The 15,350-nt window shown below is 65.9% G+C and carries 14 protein-coding genes; 7 read left to right on the top strand and 7 right to left on the bottom strand.

Going from position 1 to position 15,350, the window contains the following annotated elements; translation table 11 throughout:
• Positions 1-152 precede the first annotated feature (152 nt).
• A complete protein-coding gene (locus tag WH265_RS14265) occupies positions 153-1,700 on the top strand; it encodes a hypothetical protein (RefSeq protein WP_339558699.1) in 1,548 nt (515 codons plus the stop codon).
• A 23-nt stretch (positions 1,701-1,723) separates the two neighbouring features.
• Here WH265_RS14265 and WH265_RS14260 read toward each other — a convergent pair whose 3' ends face one another.
• A complete protein-coding gene (locus WH265_RS14260; RefSeq protein ID WP_339558698.1) occupies positions 1,724-2,635 on the bottom strand; it encodes a DMT family transporter in 912 nt (303 codons plus the stop codon).
• Positions 2,636-2,847: 212 nt separating this feature from the next.
• On the opposite strand from WH265_RS14260, the gene WH265_RS14255 reads away from it, so the two are divergent.
• The 3 genes from WH265_RS14255 (at position 2,848) to WH265_RS14245 (ending at position 6,606) form a co-directional block, all read left to right on the top strand.
• Positions 2,848-3,930 carry a tartrate dehydrogenase gene (locus WH265_RS14255; RefSeq protein WP_339558697.1) on the top strand — a complete coding sequence of 361 codons (1,083 nt, stop codon included), beginning with the start codon at positions 2,848-2,850 and terminating at the stop codon, positions 3,928-3,930.
• Positions 3,911-5,182: a PQQ-dependent sugar dehydrogenase gene (locus WH265_RS14250; RefSeq protein WP_339558696.1), complete on the top strand. Its 1,272-nt coding sequence runs from the start codon at positions 3,911-3,913 to the stop codon at positions 5,180-5,182. Before WH265_RS14255 ends, WH265_RS14250 begins: the two co-directional genes overlap by 20 nt.
• A 140-nt stretch (positions 5,183-5,322) precedes the next feature.
• On the top strand, positions 5,323-6,606 hold the full coding sequence (locus tag WH265_RS14245) for an MFS transporter (protein ID WP_021026304.1): 1,284 nt from the start codon (positions 5,323-5,325) through the stop codon (positions 6,604-6,606).
• Between the two features lie 13 nt (positions 6,607-6,619).
• Here the strand turns inward: WH265_RS14245 and WH265_RS14240 are convergent, their stop codons facing one another.
• From WH265_RS14240 to WH265_RS14225, 4 genes are all read right to left on the bottom strand, one after another.
• The gene (locus tag WH265_RS14240; protein ID WP_339558695.1) at positions 6,620-7,603 is read right to left on the bottom strand and encodes a Bug family tripartite tricarboxylate transporter substrate binding protein; all 984 of its coding nucleotides are present in this window, start codon (positions 7,601-7,603) and stop codon (positions 6,620-6,622) included.
• Positions 7,604-7,638: 35 nt separating this feature from the next.
• Entirely contained in the window at positions 7,639-8,826 is a 1,188-nt protein-coding gene (locus WH265_RS14235; protein WP_339558694.1) for an alpha-hydroxy acid oxidase, read from the bottom strand.
• 97 nt (positions 8,827-8,923) lie between these two features.
• On the bottom strand, positions 8,924-9,829 hold the full coding sequence (locus WH265_RS14230) for a LysR substrate-binding domain-containing protein (RefSeq protein ID WP_339537602.1): 906 nt from the start codon (positions 9,827-9,829) through the stop codon (positions 8,924-8,926).
• A gap of 1 nt (position 9,830) precedes the next feature.
• Positions 9,831-10,760 (bottom strand): LysR family transcriptional regulator, encoded by a 930-nt coding sequence (locus WH265_RS14225; protein ID WP_339537601.1) that lies wholly within the window; start codon positions 10,758-10,760, stop codon positions 9,831-9,833.
• A gap of 99 nt (positions 10,761-10,859) precedes the next feature.
• Here WH265_RS14225 and tam point away from each other — a divergent pair, with 99 nt between their 5' ends.
• Entirely contained in the window at positions 10,860-11,621 is a 762-nt protein-coding gene (gene tam, locus WH265_RS14220; protein WP_339558693.1) for a trans-aconitate 2-methyltransferase, read from the top strand.
• Between the two features lie 15 nt (positions 11,622-11,636).
• On the opposite strand, the gene WH265_RS14215 is transcribed toward tam, so the two are convergent.
• A complete protein-coding gene (locus WH265_RS14215; protein ID WP_339520462.1) occupies positions 11,637-12,344 on the bottom strand; it encodes a riboflavin synthase subunit alpha in 708 nt (235 codons plus the stop codon).
• A 121-nt stretch (positions 12,345-12,465) separates the two neighbouring features.
• Entirely contained in the window at positions 12,466-13,866 is a 1,401-nt protein-coding gene (gene pmbA / locus WH265_RS14210; protein WP_339558692.1) for a metalloprotease PmbA, read from the bottom strand.
• Positions 13,867-13,946: 80 nt separating this feature from the next.
• Between pmbA and yjgA the strand changes: the two genes are divergently transcribed.
• Both yjgA and mog read left to right on the top strand, forming a co-directional pair.
• Positions 13,947-14,633 (top strand): ribosome biogenesis factor YjgA, encoded by a 687-nt coding sequence (yjgA, locus tag WH265_RS14205; RefSeq protein WP_021028587.1) that lies wholly within the window; start codon positions 13,947-13,949, stop codon positions 14,631-14,633.
• Positions 14,634-14,655: 22 nt separating this feature from the next.
• Positions 14,656-15,252: a molybdopterin adenylyltransferase gene (gene mog, locus WH265_RS14200; RefSeq protein WP_021028586.1), complete on the top strand. Its 597-nt coding sequence runs from the start codon at positions 14,656-14,658 to the stop codon at positions 15,250-15,252.
• Positions 15,253-15,350 lie beyond the last annotated feature (98 nt).

Genomic DNA, 15,350 nt, shown 5'->3' with positions numbered 1-15,350 from the left:
CCCGGAGCCAGGTAATGCCGCGCATCACCTGGCTTTTTTGCATCCCCTCACAAAAAGTGATTAACCACTTACCACCATCAACCTCTCCCACCAGGCGTAAACATTTGTAGCAATATGGGCGCCATAGCCATCCCGGCTAGCAGGAGTGAAGCATGTCCCGTACTGTTCGCCCTTGGCTGCAGCGCAGCCCCCTGTTTCGATCTGCGGTGCTGGCCGGCACGATCGCCTTGGCGGCCAACCCGCCAGCGCAGGCTGCCAGCGATTTCACGCCACTACCGGGCACCTGGATCGTCAGCGCCGAGCAAGATGGAAGGCCCGGCCGGGGCATGGCCATCGATGTGCAAGATGGCGTGCTGGTCATGCAGGTCTACAACTACCGGGCCAATGGCACGGCCACCTTCCACCTGGCCGTCGGCAATATCGATGGCAACCAGGTCGCAGCCCCGCTCAAAAGCTACCGGGGCGGGCGCTATTTCGGCAGCGGGCCGCTGTCGGGCGTGGAGGATGGCGATGCGGGCGAAGTGCGCATCGAATTCACCAGCGCCACGCAGGCGCAGCTGCGCTTTCCCGGCGAGCCCACGGTAGCCATACAGCGCTTTCGGTTTGACAACACCCCGGCTTCTGCGCTGCCCTCCGCATACTGGCTCATGTCCATGCAAGACAGCAGCGGCAAGGCGGTGTACTCGGCCATTGCACTCAGCGGCGTAGACACCAGCACCGGCCCCGCGATGGTGATGGCGCTGCCCAATGGCACCCAGCTCCCGATCTCCTGCAGCTACAGCGCCACCTTGCAAGGCTTTAACTGCAGCAATGGCAGTGCCACGCCCAGCGTCAGGTTGCAGTTCCAGACGGCGCTGCAGCAGCTGAGCGGCACGGCGCAGCTGAACGGCAGCAGCTTCCAGTTGGTGGGCCAGCGCATGCTCAGCCCGGATGGCTATGACTCGCTGGTGTTCAGCGAAACCACGCCCGTCCCCGCCAGCGGCACCTGGATCGTGACGGGCGAGAAAAATGGCCAGCCCGGGCGTGGCATGGCCATCGATGTGCAAACCGGCACCCTGGTCATGCAGGTCTACAACTACCAGGCGGATGGCAGTGCCACCTTTCACCTGGGTGTCGGCGCCTTTGCCAGCGGCCAGGCCAGCGCCTCGCTCAAGAGCTACCAGGGCGGCCGCTACTTTGGCAGCGGCGCGCTCAGTGGCACGGAGGCCTCCACGGCCGGGGATGTGTTTCTGGATTTCAGCTCGCCCACACGCGGCCATATCCGCTTTCCGGGCGAAGGAGCGGTGGCCATCGAGCGCTTCCAGTTCGCGCCGGTCGCGCCAGACCCTGCCAGCCTGCTGGGCAACTGGACTTTCCACGACACGACGAACAAGGAAACCGCCCATGTGGCGCTGACCCAGGTCGATGGCACTGCCGCCACCACCGCTGGCGGCGGCGTGCGCTGCAGTTTTCTGAACCCTGCCACTGCCCAGGTGCGCTGTGTGGAAACCTTCACGATCTCCGGCCGGGGCAGTGTCTACCTCAAGGACTACCGCTTTGTGCTGCAGACCGATACGGGATCGGGCAAGGCCTTGCAGGCCGGTGAGCTGGCGCGCAGCGATGTGCTGCCCGATGACAGCAGCACGCAGAAAAACTCCTTGCTGGCGCTGCGCACGATGGACCGCCGGGGCATGAAGCTGGGTCTGGGTGCGTCCTTCTAACGCGGGCGCGCGTGGCGCCTTGGTCAGTGCAGCCGCGCCAGGATCAGCACCACGCCGGCCACGGTCAGCAGCGCGCCGGCCATGGCGCCCAAGGTGGGCGGCACCCTGGTCTTCCACCACAATAGCGGCAGCAGCAGGATGGGCGAGACAGAGGACAGCATGCCCACCAGCCCGGCGCTGCCGTACTTGAGGGCGGCGAGGATCAAGGTCATGCCCATGGCCATCGACAAAAAGGCGCTGCCCGCCAGCAATTGCCAATCGCGCGGCGCCATCACGGCGGTCAGGCGCGCCGGCTTCCAGCCCACCAGCAGCAGCAGCGCATGAAAGCCAAAGCCGGCCGCCATGCGCACGGCCGATGCAGCCACCGGGTCCACATCGGGGCCCATCACCGGCTTGACCACCAAGGTGCCCAGCGCCTGGCCCAAGGCGGCTACCAGCCCCAGACCCACGCCCACGGCCAGCCGGCCGCGTGTGGCCTCCAGGCTCGATTCGCTGCCCGCGCGCTTGCCAAAGGCAATGGCGCACATCACGCCACTCAGCACCAGTGCGCAGCCCAGCATGGCCACTGCGCCCATGCGCTCGCCTAAAAAGAGCGCCGCCAGCACGGCCGACATCATCGAATGGGTGGCAAACAAAATGCCCGATCGGCGCGGGCCCAGCCGGTTCATGCAGGCAAACAGCACCGTGTCGCCAATGAAGATACCGATAAAGCCCGACAGCACCAGCACGCTCACCAGTGCCAGGTTCAGGCTGCCCCAGGTGCCCGCCAAGGTGGCCCAGCCGCCCAGCATCACGGTGGCGAACACCATGCGCCATCGGGTAAAGGCAAAGGCGCCCATCTTGCGCGCCACCGGGGCGGAGAACAGCGCGGCCAGCGCCCAGCAGGCGGCGGCCAGGACGGCCAGGGATTCAGGGGGAAAAGGAAAAGGCGACACGGCAGGCGGCAAAATGGGGCGCCGGCGGTGCAAGCTGTCTCGCACCATGCTGCGCAGCTGCTCCAACAGCGCTAGGATGCCCATCCAGACACCCCAGCCCCGGCACCCAGGTGCAAGGACGAGCGATTGTAGAGCCCAGCAATGGCCTTTGCGAGCGCGGCCAGTCGCCCGGGCGGCCACCACCACCTTTTGACCAGACATTCAGGACCAGCATGAGCAAGAAACTACGTATCGCGGTATTGGCGGGCGACGGCATTGGCAAGGAAGTGATGCCCGAAGGCATCCGCGTGCTGGAGGCCGCCGCCAAGCGCTTTGACCTGCCGCTGGAGATGCAGCATTTTGACTGGGCGCATTGCGACTACTTTACCGCCCACGGCCAGATGATGCCCGATGACTGGAAAGCGCAGCTGCAAGGCTTTGACGCGATCCTGTTCGGCGCTGTCGGCTGGCCCGCCACCGTGCCCGACCATGTCTCGCTCTGGGGCTCGCTGCTCAAGTTCCGCCGCGAGTTCGACCAGTACATCAACCTGCGCCCGGTGCGCCTGTTTGACGGCGTGCCCTGCCCGCTGGCCGGCCGCAAGCCGGGCGATATCGACTACTACGTGGTGCGCGAAAACACCGAGGGCGAGTACACCGCGCTGGGCGGCATCATGTTCGAAGGCACGGACCGCGAAATGGTGCTGCAAGAGGCCGTGTTCACCCGCAAGGGCGCTGACCGCCTGCTCAAGTTCGCCTTTGACCTGGCCCAAAGCCGCAGCAAAAAGCATGTGACCCTGGCCACCAAGTCCAACGGCATTGCAATCAGCATGCCCTGGTGGGACAAATGTGCCGAAGCCATGGCCAAAAACTACCCTGACGTGGTGCTGGACAAGCAGCACATCGACATCCTGACCGCCCGCTTTGTGCTGCAGCCCGGCCGCTTCGATGTGGTCGCCGCCACCAACCTGTTTGGCGACATCCTGAGCGACCTGGGCCCGGCCACCACCGGCACCATCGGCCTGGCACCGTCGGCCAACCTGAACCCCGAGCGCAACTTCCCCTCGCTGTTCGAGCCGGTGCATGGCTCGGCGCCCGACATCTACGGCCAGAACATTGCCAACCCCATTGCGATGATCTGGTCGGTGGCACTGATGCTCGACTTCCTGGGCAACGGCCAGGGTGCCTGGCGCAGCGCGCATGACGCCATCGTCGATGCCATCAGCCAGACCATTCTGAGCGGCCCGCGCACGCCCGACCTGGGCGGCCAGGCCAAGACCCCGGACGTGGGCAAGGCGATTGCACAAGTGCTGGCCTGAACGCCGGGCACCCCAGGCGGCGCTCGCTGCGCTGGCCAGCGCCCTGCTGGCCTGGGCGCCGCTGGCGCATGCCCGGGGCTACACACCCCAGGGCCGCTGCGGCGGCTATGAAAAAGTCAGCATCAGCAGCCCGGCGGGCACCTGCGTAGCCTTGGTTGCTGATGAGCGCGACGGCCTGCGTGCGCCCCGCCGGGTGCTGGAGATCAGCCCCGGGCGCCTGTGGATCATCGACATGGGCAGCTGGATGCCGCGCCAGGGCCGGCTGCTGGAGCTGCGCCTGCCTGCGCCTTCGGCCGCCGCCACCCAGCGCCCCCAGGTTCAGGTCCTCGCCGACAAGCTGGACCGGCCCCTGGCCTTGGTACGCGGGCCCGATGCCCAGATCTATATCGGCGAGGCCGGCCGCATCTGGCGCACGCCGGTGCCGGCCGCCGGCCAACCAATCCAGGCGCAAACGGTGCTGGACCAGCTGCCCGATGACGGCGCCCACCCGCTCAAGGAAATCACGTTCGGGCCCGATGGCAGCCTTTACGTCAATATCGGCTCGCTCACAGACCGCTGCCAGGATGCGCAAGGCACCCTGCCCCATCCCTGCCCCGAGCGCGGGGCGATGCAGTTTCGGGGCGCGGTATGGCGTGCGGTATTGCGCAGCCCTGCGCTGCCAGGACAAGCGCCTGTGCAGCAGTTCGCCCCCTTTGCGCTGGGCCTGCGCAATTCCGTGGCCCTGGCCACCTTGCCCGATGGCCCCGCCCAAGGCAGCCTCTGGCAGGCTGAGAACAATATCGACTACCGCGACAGGAACGAGCCGCCCGAAGAGCTCAACGAGCTGCTGGAAGGCGCCGACTATGGCTGGCCTTACTGCATAGGCGCTCAGCGCCCGGCGCGCGGCTACGAGCAACGCGCGCGCTGCACCGCCACCCAGGCGCCACATATGCGCTGGCCCGCCCATACCGCCCCGCTGCACCTGCTGGCCACCACGCAGGCCAGCCCCTTCCAAGGCCAGTTGCTGGCCGCCTGGCATGGGCCGCAAGGCCACCGCGTCGTGGGCTTTGCGCGCCAGAAGGACGGTAAACCCAGCGGCAAGCCGATCGAATGGCTGGGCCCCTGGACGGCCGATAGCAAGACCCGGCCACTGGGCCGCCCCACGGGCCTGGCACTGAACCATGCCGGCCAGCTGATGGTGGTGGAAGACTACAACCGCACTTTGCTGATGCTGCTGCCCGATACGGCAGGCGCCCCCGCCGCACAGCGCTGACCCGCGCGCTGGCCCGCCTGCCGCCAGCGCGACATCCAGCCGCACGCCCCGCTTGCCTCTCCTGCGCCCCGGCCTATCATCGGCCCTACTACATCCTTGTTGCGCAGGCCTTTTGACGAGCGCCTCGCGGCCCCCGCGACATGACAGCGCTCAATACCTCCCTGCCTCCAGGCCCCACCCCACCGTCCGGCCTCTATTTCGGCTGGGTGATCGTCGCAGCCTCCACCATCCTCACCTTGCTCACCGTGGGCATGCGCATGGGGATCGGCCCCTTTATCGTGCCGCTGTCGCAGGACCTGGGGTTCAGCCGCAGCCTGCTGTCGTCCATCGTCGCCTTTGGCATGCTGTGCTACGGCCTGGGCATGCCACTGGCCGGCTGGCTCGTGGCGCGCCAGGGCACGCGGCGGGTGCTGCTGCTGGGCACCGTCATCGTGGTGCTGTCCTGCATCTGGGCGGTCAACGCCCGCACGCCCTGGCTGTTCTTCTGGTCCTACGGCGTGGCGCTGTCGCTGGGCCTGGCCTTCACCAGCCCGGTCGCAGTCACACCGATGATCAGCAGCTGGTTCACGCGCCAGCGCGGCATGGCGCTGTTCTTTCTGTCCACCGGCTCGATGGCTGGTATTGCGGTGATGACGCCGGTCTTCACCTTCACGATTGCGCGCTGGGGCTGGCAGCACACCCTGCTGGGCTTTGCGCTGGTGTTTGCGCTGATCGTCAGCGCGATGGCGCTATGGATTGTGCGCGATGACGCGCCCGAGCACACCGACCTGACCCCGGCCGAGCAGGCAGCACGCCAGGAGCGCCTGCGCGCGATGGCCGGCCAGCCCGCCGCACCCACCTTGGGCTTTGCGCAGGCCGTGGCCACCGCACCTTTCTGGCAGATCTTTCTGGGCCTGTTTGCCTGCGGCTTCAGCATGAACCTGCTGGGCACGCATGGCGTGCCCATGCTGATGGACCATGGCTTTGATGCCGGCAGCAGTGCCGGCGGCATTGGCCTCATTGGCCTGGTCGCCATCTTCAGCACCCTGGGCCTGGGCAAGCTGTCGGACATGGTGCCGCGCCGCTATATCCTGGCCGTCATCTACCTGGTGCGGGGCCTGGGCTTTGTCGGCTTGGTGGCCGTCATCCACCACTGGCAGCTCTATGCCGTGGCCGCGCTGGGCGGCATTGTCTGGGCCGGCTCGATTGCCGCGTCTTCGGCCATTCTGGGCGATCTCTACGGCATCAAGCTGGTGGGCATGCTCTACGGCTGCGCCTACCTGGGCCACCAGATTGGCGCGATGATCAGCAGCTGGCTGGGCGGCTGGGCCTATGAGCAGTTCGGCACCCACTGGATTGCCTTTGGCGCAGCTGCTGCGCTGCTGGTGCTGGCCGCTGGCGTGTCGCTGCTGCTGCCCACGCGGCTGGCAGCCAACGCGCGTTAGGGCTGTATCGGCCTCAGTCGATCTTCAGCTTGGTGGCCTGCGCCACGTCACCCCAGCGCTTGATCTCGCTGTGGAAGAAGCGCTGAAAGCTGGCCGGTGAATTGGGCGCGGGCGGCAGCATAAAGCCATTGCTCTGGTACTTGGCCCGCACATCGGGGTTGGCGTTCAGTGCGCGGTTGATGGCCTTGTTGACGGTCTCCACCACCTGGGCCGGTGTACCGGCGGGCGCAAACACGCCAAACCAGGCGGCAACCTCAAAGCCGGGCACACCGGACTCGGCGACGGTCGGGATATCCGAGGCGAAATCGACGCGCTCAGCGGTCGTCACCGCCAGGCCCTTGAGCTTGCCGGCGCGGATCTGTGCCAGCAGCGGCGGCAGGTTGTCCATCATCGAATCCACCTGCCCGCCCAGCAAGTCCGACACGGCCGGGCCGCTGCCCCGGTAGGGCACATGCAGGATGCTGGTCCCCGTCTTGAGCTTGAACAGCTCGCAGCCCAGATGGGCCGACGAGCCGCTGCCGGGCGACGCGCAGGTCAGCTTGTCCGGGTGCTGCTTGCCATAGGCGATGTACTCGGCCACCGAGTTGACCGGCAGCTTGGCGCTGACGGCCAGAATATTGGGCACCACATTGAGCTGGGCCACGGGCACCAGGTCCTTGCCGGCATCAAAGCCCAGCTTGGTGTAGAGGCCCTGGTTGATCGCCGTTGAGATGGAGCCCACAAACAAGGTATAGCCATCGGCTGGCGCGCGCACCACATATTCGGCACCGATATTGCTGTTGGCGCCCGGGCGGTTTTCGACGATAAAGGACTGGCCCAGGTCCTTGCCCAGCGCGTCAGCCATCAGCCGCGCGCCAATATCGGTGGCGCCGCCGGGCGCATAACCTACGACCAGTTTGACGGGCTTGCTGGGGTAGCCAGCAGTTTGTGCATGTGCTGCAGGCACCACGGCCCATGCAGCGGCCAGGGCCAGTACGGCCTTGCTTGGTTTCTTCATTTTTGTCTCCTTGATGGCAAATGGGTGCAGCGCTGTTAGCACTGACTGGGGGGCAGCGAAAAATCGCCCTGGATGCGCAAATAGTCCGCTGTCAGCTCCTGCGGGTGGTTGACGCCCAGCAGCGCCAGGTTGGTCATCAGCTCCTGGCGGAACAGCTGCACCGCGTGCGCAATACCCGCCTCGCCAGCGACTGCCGCACCAAACAGCTGGGGCCGGCCGGTAAAGACCAGGTCAGCGCCCAGCGCGATGGCCTTGAGCACATCGCTGCCCCGGCGAAAGCCGCCGTCGATGAAGACCGGATAGCCGGCAGGCACGGCCTGCCGAATCTCGGGCAGCGCCTGCAAGGGGGAGATGCAGGCATCGAGCTGGCGCCCACCATGGGTCGAGACGATGACCGCATCGGCGCCATGGGCCACGGCGAGCCTGGCGTCCTCCGGGTGCATGACACCCTTGAGCACCAGCTTGCCCTTCCAGGCAGCGCGTATCTGGTCTATGCAGTCCCAGTCGAGCTGGTCGCGCTCGCCCCGAAAGCCGTTGGGCGGGTCGGCGGTGATGGCCGGCCCCGCCTCATGGGCCAGGTTGGCAAAGCGGGGCACGCCCTGGCTCAGGACCGTGCGCAGGAACACATCGCAGCTCCAGCGCGGGTGGCGCAGTCCGTCGAGCAACAAGGTCCAGCTGGGGCGAAACGGCACGGTAAAGCGCAGGCGCTGCAGGTTCTCGCGGTTGGCGCCCACGCAGGTGTCGATGGTGACCACCAGCACGGGGATCTGGGCTTTTTCGAGGCGCTGCAGCAGCGGCAGGATGCGCGCCATATTGCCCGGCAGGTAGGCCTGGTACCAGCAGCGCTGGCCATGGGCGCTTTGCAGCTGCTCCAAGGGCACGGTCGATGCGCCGCTGATGATGAAGGGCAGTGCCTGCGCCTGCGCCACCTTGGCCAGCGCCGCATCGCAGTCCTTCATCACAATGGCAGCAAAGCCGGTGGGCGCAAAGCCCATCGGCAGCGAATAGGTCTGGCCCCACAAGGTGGTGGCCGTGCTGCGCCGGGCCACATGGCGCAGGCCACGCGGCACAAAGCCCAGGCGCGAGAAGGCCTGCAGGCTTTGCTGCAGCGATACGCCGTCTTCCGTGCCGCCGCAGACATAGCCGCGTACACAGGCGGGCAAGCGCCGGCGGGCAGCGCGTTCCAGATCGGCAATCGAGAGGTAATGGTGCAGCGCGGCCATGGCGCAGTCTCCGTCGTTGTTCTTGTTGAACTACGCATTGTTCGCAAGGCCGCGCTGCTGGGCAAACGAAATTAAATGATCGGGCTATTCCAAAATTTCATGCAGTGGGCGCGCTGGCATGCGCCTGCGCCAGCACCCAGTCGACAAAATGGCGGATCTTGGGCAAGGCCGCGCAGTGGCTGGCGTGCGCTACGTAGTAGGCGCCGTCGCTGGGCTGCACAAAGGGCCAGGGCTGCACCAGGCTGCCCCGGGCCAGCGCCTGCTCGGCAAACATGCGCGGCATGATGGCCAAGCCAATGCCTTCTTGCGCGGCCTGCAGGCACATCGAGAAGGTGTCAAAGCGCGGGCCCCGGTAGGCATCGACCGGCACAAAGCCCTGGCTACCAAACCAGTCGCGCCAGATCTCGGGCCGAAAGGAGCACTGGACCAGCGGCAACTGCTCCAGCTCAGCGAGCGACGCCAGGCCATTAACCGGCAGAATCTCTGGCGCACAAACGACTGCCACATCGGCCTCGAACAGGCGGTGGCAGTCCGCACCCGGCAGGCTGCCTTCGCCATAGAACAGCGAGATGTCGATGCGCGCCTGCATCAGGTCAAAAGGGCGGGCATCGCCCTTGGTGACGACCTGGATATGCGGGTAGGCCTGCATGAATTGCCGCAGGCGCGGAATCAGCCAGGTGATGCCAAAGGTGGGCTGCACGGCAATCGTCAGGGTTTCGTCCGCCTCGCCATAGCCCATCACATAGCGGGCCGAGGCATCGACCTGGTTCAAGATGCTGCGCACCTCGCCCAGGTACATGCGGCCGGCAGGGGTCAGCGCCAGCCCGCGCGCCGAGCGGTGGAACAGCGCCTGGCAGACGGTGGCTTCCAGTTGCGCAATCTGCTTGCTGATCGCGCTCTGGGTCAGACACAAATCCTGGGCCGCCAAGGTAAAGCTCATGTGGCGGGCCACGGCCTCAAAGCACTGCAGCGCCATCATCGACGGCATGACGCGTTTTTGCATATCAGGCCACTCCCTTGCGTGCACGCTGCTGGGCCAGTTGCTGGTCCAGAATGCTGCCCAGGTGCTGGAGCAGCACACGGGCCTGGGCTTCTGGGCGGCGCTGGCTGACCAGAATCAGCGGCGCCACCAGACCGGGCGCAGCACTCAGCCGCCGATAGGCCAGCCCGTCGCCGCGCAGCTGCTGCAGCGAGGCCGGCACAATGCTCAGGCCCAGGCCTGCGGCCACCAGGCTCAGGGTCGCAGTCAGGCGCGGGGCCTCTTGCACCACCTGCGGATGAAAGCCCGCACCCACACAGGCGGCCACAATGCCATCGTGCAGGCCCGGGCCCGCAGGCCGCTTGTACAGCACCAGCGGCTGGCCCCGCAACTGCGCCAGCGGCAAGGCGCGTTTGGACTGCATCAGCGCATGCCCGGCCGGCCCGGCCACCACCATCGGCTCACTGAGCAAAAGGCGGCTGCTGAGGCTGGGCTGCGCCTCCCAGGCCGAACGCACCAGCGCGGCATGCAGGCGCTGCGCCAGCAGGGCCTCGAGCAGCTCGCCCGAGCCCGCCTCCTCCAGGGTGACCTTCACGCGCGGCCACTGGGCCCGAAAGGCCCGCAGCACCTGCGCCACCAAGGGGTGGAGCGCTGCCGAGCTGGTAAAGCCAATGGCCACATGGCCGCGTCCGCCCTGGGCGGCATCCTGAACCAGGCCGGCCATGGCCTCCACCCGGGCCAGCACCATGCGCGCCTCCTGCACCAGCGCCAGGCCAGCCGCGGTGGGCCGCATGCCTCGGGGCAGCCGCTCCATCAACGGTGTGCCCATCTCCGCCTCCAGCTGCTGCAGCAAGCGTGTCAGCGGCGGCTGCTGCATGCCCAGCTGCTGCGCAGCCCGGGTCAGGTTGCCACATTCGGCAATGCAGACCAGGGCCTTCAAATGTCTCAGCTCCATCCAGCAATACCTCAAAAGTATGGATAAGGTTTTTATAGCGCATTTGTCAGCATGGGTAAAGCGCACTACAGTGCCCAGCACCACACAAGGAGAAACCCCATGACCTGGTCCGCCCAGCAATACAGCCAGTTTGAAGCCGAACGCACCCGTCCCGTGCGCGATCTGGTGGCCGCCATTCCGAACACCGAGGTGCAGATCGCAATCGACCTGGGCTGCGGCCCCGGCAACTCCACCGAGGTGCTGCAAGCCCGCTACCCCTGTGCCACTGTGACCGGCCTGGACAATGACGAGGACATGCTGCGCGCCGCGCGCGAGCGCCTGCCGCAGACGCCGTTTGCGCTGGCCGACATTGGCAACTGGCAAGCAGCGCCGGCTGTGGATGTGATCCTGGCCAATGCCAGCCTACAGTGGCTGCCCGACCATGCCCGCCTCTACCCGCAATTGCTGCAGCAACTGCGCGTCGGCGGCAGCCTGGCGGTGCAGACGCCCGACAACCTGCAAGAACCCGCCCATGTGCTGGCGCGCGAAGTGGCCGCACAAGGCCCCTGGGCCTCGCGCATCGGCGCGGTGCGCCACCCGGACCGCCACAATCTGGACTGGTACTACGCACTGTTGCAGCCGCTGTGCAGCCGGGTCGATGCCTGGCGCACCACCTATATGCACCCGCTGGCCAACCACGAGGCGGTGGTCGAATGGTTCAAGGGCTCGGCACTGCGGCCATTTTTGGCGCAGCTCGATGCACAGGAGAAGACGCAGTTCCTGGCCGACTACCTGGCCGCCATCCGCCAGTCCTACCCGGCGCTGCCCAGCGGCACAGTATTGCTGCCCTTCCCCCGGATCTTTATCGTGGCCACTCGTTGATCTAGACCTTGGGCATCAAGCCTTGGGCAACTGCGGCGGCGTGACCAGGTCATCCAGGCTCAAGCCCTTCTCGCGCAGCAGCGCTTCGAGCAGGGGCTTGAGTTGGCCCAGGCTCTCATCCACCGCTTCGCGCACGGTGTCGACGACGACCTGGGTGCTGCGCTCGATCTCGATGTTCAGGCGGTCGCCGGCGCGCTTGTCGCCAAAGACGGTCATGCGCAAGGTCTCGGGAATCAGCCAGACCTCGAACCAGCCTTCCTGGCGGTTCACCTCGGCGACGGTCAGGCTGGCGCCATTGATGGCGATATAGCCCTTGGCAAACACATAGCGGCGAAAGGCCTCGGGTACCGCCACGCGCATCACATGGTTGTTGTCGAACTGGCGCACCTGCGCCAGGGTGCCGGTAAAGTCCACATGGCCCGACAGCGGGTGGCCGCCAATCTCGGCGCCATCCTTGGCAGCGCGCTCCACATTCACTGGCGAGCCCAGCTCCAGCGCGCCCAAGGTGGTGATGTTCAGGCTTTGCTGCATCACATCAAAGCGGGCATGGCTGGCGTCCAGCAGCTCGGTCACCGTCAGGCACACGCCGTCGTGCGAGACGCTCGCTCCTATCGCCAGGTCTTCGCAAAAGCCCTCGGGGAAGGCCACGGTAAAGCTCCGCAGCCCCGGTTGGTCGTCGATCGCGCTGATGCGCGCCACTGCCTGAATAATGCCGGTAAACACAGCCCACTCCTTACGGCACTGGCCAGCCTTGGCCAGCTGCTCACTCAAAAAAACAAAACCCGCCCGCCGCCCCTGGATTGGATGGCTTTGAGCGGGCTGGAAGCTATTGAACGGCGCGGGATCAGGACCCTGCCACCTTCATGCGGTTGACCAAGATACTGCCCAGGGTCTTGGAGCCGGCGTTGTACTCGTCGGCGCCCACGGCCTCGATGCCCTTGAACATGTCCTTGAGGTTACCGGCAATCGTGATCTCTTCGACCGGGAAGGCGATCTGGCCGTTTTCGACCCAGAAACCACTGGCGCCGCGCGAGTAATCGCCGGTGACCGGGTTCACGCCCTGGCCCATCAGCTCGATCACAAAGAGGCCCGTGCCCAGCTTTTGCAGCATGGCATTGAGGTCGTCCGAAGGGCGCGTCTTGGTCGAGTAGAAATGCAGGTTGTGGGCGCCGCCGGCGTTGCCGGTGGTGCGCATGCTCAGCTTGCGGGCCGAATAGGTGGACAGGAAATAACCGGCCACCTTGCCGTCCTCGATCACCGAGCGCTTGGCCACGCGCACGCCTTCGTCGTCATAAGGCGCGCTGCCCTTGCCGCCGATGATGAACGGATCTTCGATCAGCTGGATATGCTTGGGGAACACCTTCTTGCCCAGCGAATGCAGCAAGAAGGAGCTGCGGCGGTAGAGCGCGCCGCCGCTGATGGCCTGCACCAGCGAGCCCACGAGGCCAGCAGCCAGCGGTGCATCGAACAGCACCGCGCATTCGGTGGTGGCAATCTTGCGCGCGCCCAGACGCGAGAGTGCGCGCTCGGCAGCGTAGCGGCCCACGACAGCCGGATCGGCCAGATCGCCCGCACGGCGCATGCTGCTGTACCAGGCATCGCGCTGCATGTCGGCCCCCTTGCCGGCAATCGGCGCGACCGACAGGCTGTGGCGCGAGCTGGCATAGCCGCCGGCAAAACCATTGGTATGGGCGCTGTAGAAATGGCTTTGCTGGGCCGACACACCGGCGCCTTCGCTGTTGGTGATGCGCTTGTCGGTGGCAAAGGCTGCTGCCTCGCACTGCAGCGCCAATTGGGCCGCCGCCTCGCTGTCAATGGCCCAAGGATGGAATAGCTCGAGCGCACGGTGCTCGGCTGCTGGCACAATGTCGGCTGCGTCGGGCAGACCTGCGATAGGGTCCTCGGCGGTGAAGCGTGCAATGTCATAGGCCGCCTGCACGGTGCGCTGCACGGCTTGGGCAGAGAAATCAGACGTGCTGGCGTTGCCACGGCGTTTGCCCAGATAGACCGTCACCCCCAGTGATTTGTCCCGGTTGCGCTCCACCGTCTCCAGTTCGCCTTTGCGCACACTCACCGACAGACCGGAGCCTTCGGAGGCATCGGCCCCGGCGTCGCTGGCCCCCAGTTTTTTGGCATGCGAGAGCGCCTGCTCGACGAGATCTTTGAAAAATGCGCGGCTGTAGCTGAAGCCGGACTCAGCCTTGGCATCGCCTTGGCTGTTAGAGCTGGATACGGATTTATTCATACTGCCCGCTATGATACTGATAACCGCCATCGCCCAGGCACTGCGCCGGGCGATGGCCTTTTGAACAAAAGCATTTAACCATGTCACGCAAACCCAAAAAAGGCTATTTCGTTCGCGGCAAGTTCGTGGCCGAAGGCAGCGAGCTCGATATCGAACTCAAGGCCGAGCTCAAAGGCACGACCGAGTCGAGCAAATCCGACCTGAAAAAGGAGATGGATGAGCTGCAAGACCTGGGCAAAGAGCTGCTGACCTTGCGCAGCGATCTCTTCAAGCGCCTGGAATTGCCCGAGATCCTGGCCAACGCGTTGGCCGAAGCCAAGCGCATCACCAATTTCGAGGGCAAGCGCCGCCAGATGCAGTACATCGGCAAGCTGATGCGCAAGCTCGAAGACAGCGAAGTTGCTGCCATCAATGCCGCCCTGTCCGAGCAAAAGGAAGGCTCCAGCCTGGAAAAGGCCCTGCTGCATGCGGCCGAGCAGTGGCGCGACCGCATGATCGTCAGCGACGACGCCGTCGCCCAGTGGATCAATGAAGCCCCCGATACCGACATCCAGCAGCTGCGCTCGCTGGTGCGCCAGGCCCGCAAGGACATGCCCGGCGCCCATGAGGCCAATGTGCAGGAATCGACCGGCCAGGCGCCCCGCAAGGGCCGCGCCTACCGTGAGCTGTTCCAGCTGGTGCGCGACCATGTGATGGCCGCCCACAGCGCCAGCCGCAGCAGCGCCGATGCGCCCGAAGACGGCGATGACGACGATGACCAGGCCTGATGGCAGCGCAAGGGGTCCGGCCATGAGCAACACCTGCGACAGCGTCAAGATTGGCCTGGTCTCCATCAGCGACCGCGCCAGCCGTGGCGTCTATGAAGACAAGGGCCTGCCTGCGCTGCAGGACTGGCTGGGCCGCGCGCTGCGCAACCCGCTGCAGTACGAGACCCGCCTGATTGCCGACGAAGAGGCACTGATCAGCCAGACCCTCATCGAGCTGGTGGACGCTGGCTGCGCGCTGGTGTTGACCACCGGCGGCACCGGCCCCGCGCCACGCGATGTGACGCCCGAAGCCACCCTGGCCGTGGCCGACAAGGTGATGCCCGGCTTTGGCGAGCAAATGCGCCAGATCAGCCTGCAGTTTGTGCCCACCGCGATTTTGTCGCGCCAGGTGGCCGTCATCCGGGGCAGCAGCCTGGTCATCAACCTGCCCGGCCAGCCCAAGGCCATTGCCCAGACCCTGGAAGGCCTCAAGGACGCCGAAGGCCAGCAGCAGGTGCCCGGCATCTTTGCCGCCGTGCCCTACTGCGTGGACCTGATCGGCGGCCCCTATCTGCAGACTGATGAAGCGGTCTGCAAGGCATTTCGCCCCAAGGGCGCCGAGCGCCCCAGCGCGGGCTAAACGCTCTACAACACCGATACCCGCCCAGAGCGCGAAATGTGTACACAGTTTCGCGCTCTTTGCATTGCAGCCGGCCAATGTCCCAGCTCTTTGCGGCG

This window comes from Comamonas sp. MYb396 (assembly GCF_037479555.1).
GTDB lineage: Bacteria > Pseudomonadota > Gammaproteobacteria > Burkholderiales > Burkholderiaceae_C > Comamonas.
The sequence above is the reverse complement of the archived record's forward strand: the minus strand, read 5'-3'. Positions and strand labels throughout refer to the sequence as shown.